This window comes from Nocardia alni (genome assembly GCF_019038435.1).
GTDB lineage: Bacteria > Actinomycetota > Actinomycetes > Mycobacteriales > Mycobacteriaceae > Nocardia > Nocardia alni.
The window spans coordinates 1-380 of the sequence record NZ_JAGPOX010000414.1; the positions used below are offsets into that span (position 1 = coordinate 1).

At 78.7% G+C, this 380-nt stretch carries 1 protein-coding gene; it reads left to right on the forward strand.

The window, feature by feature from the left end; translation table 11 throughout:
- Window positions 1-380 (forward strand): TolC family protein (locus tag JZ791_RS47555; RefSeq protein ID WP_216904061.1); only part of this gene is annotated, 380 nt, incomplete at both ends.

A 380-nucleotide genomic window follows, 5' to 3' on the forward strand; every position in this document is an offset into this window, starting at 1 on the left:
CCCATGCCCACCGCCTTCAAGGAGGCCGGCGCCCTCTGGCAGCCCGCCGCCCCGGCCGACGCGATCGACCGCGGGGCGTGGTGGACGCTGTTCGGCGATCCGGACCTGGACCGCCTCGCCGCGCAGGTGCAGGTGTCGAACCAGAACATCGCCGCGGCCGTGGCCGCCTACGCCCAGGCGCAGGCGCTGGTGCGCGAGCAGCGCGCCGGGCTGCTGCCGGGCGTGAGCCTGTCGGCCAGCGAAACGCGCTCGGGCGGCGAGGGCTCCGCGCGCCGCGGCACCACCGCGCAGGCGGCGCTGGGGGCGAGCTGGGCGCCGGACGTCTGGGGCCGCCTGGGCAGCACGGTGGACAGTGCCCGCGCCAGCGCCCAGGCCAGCGA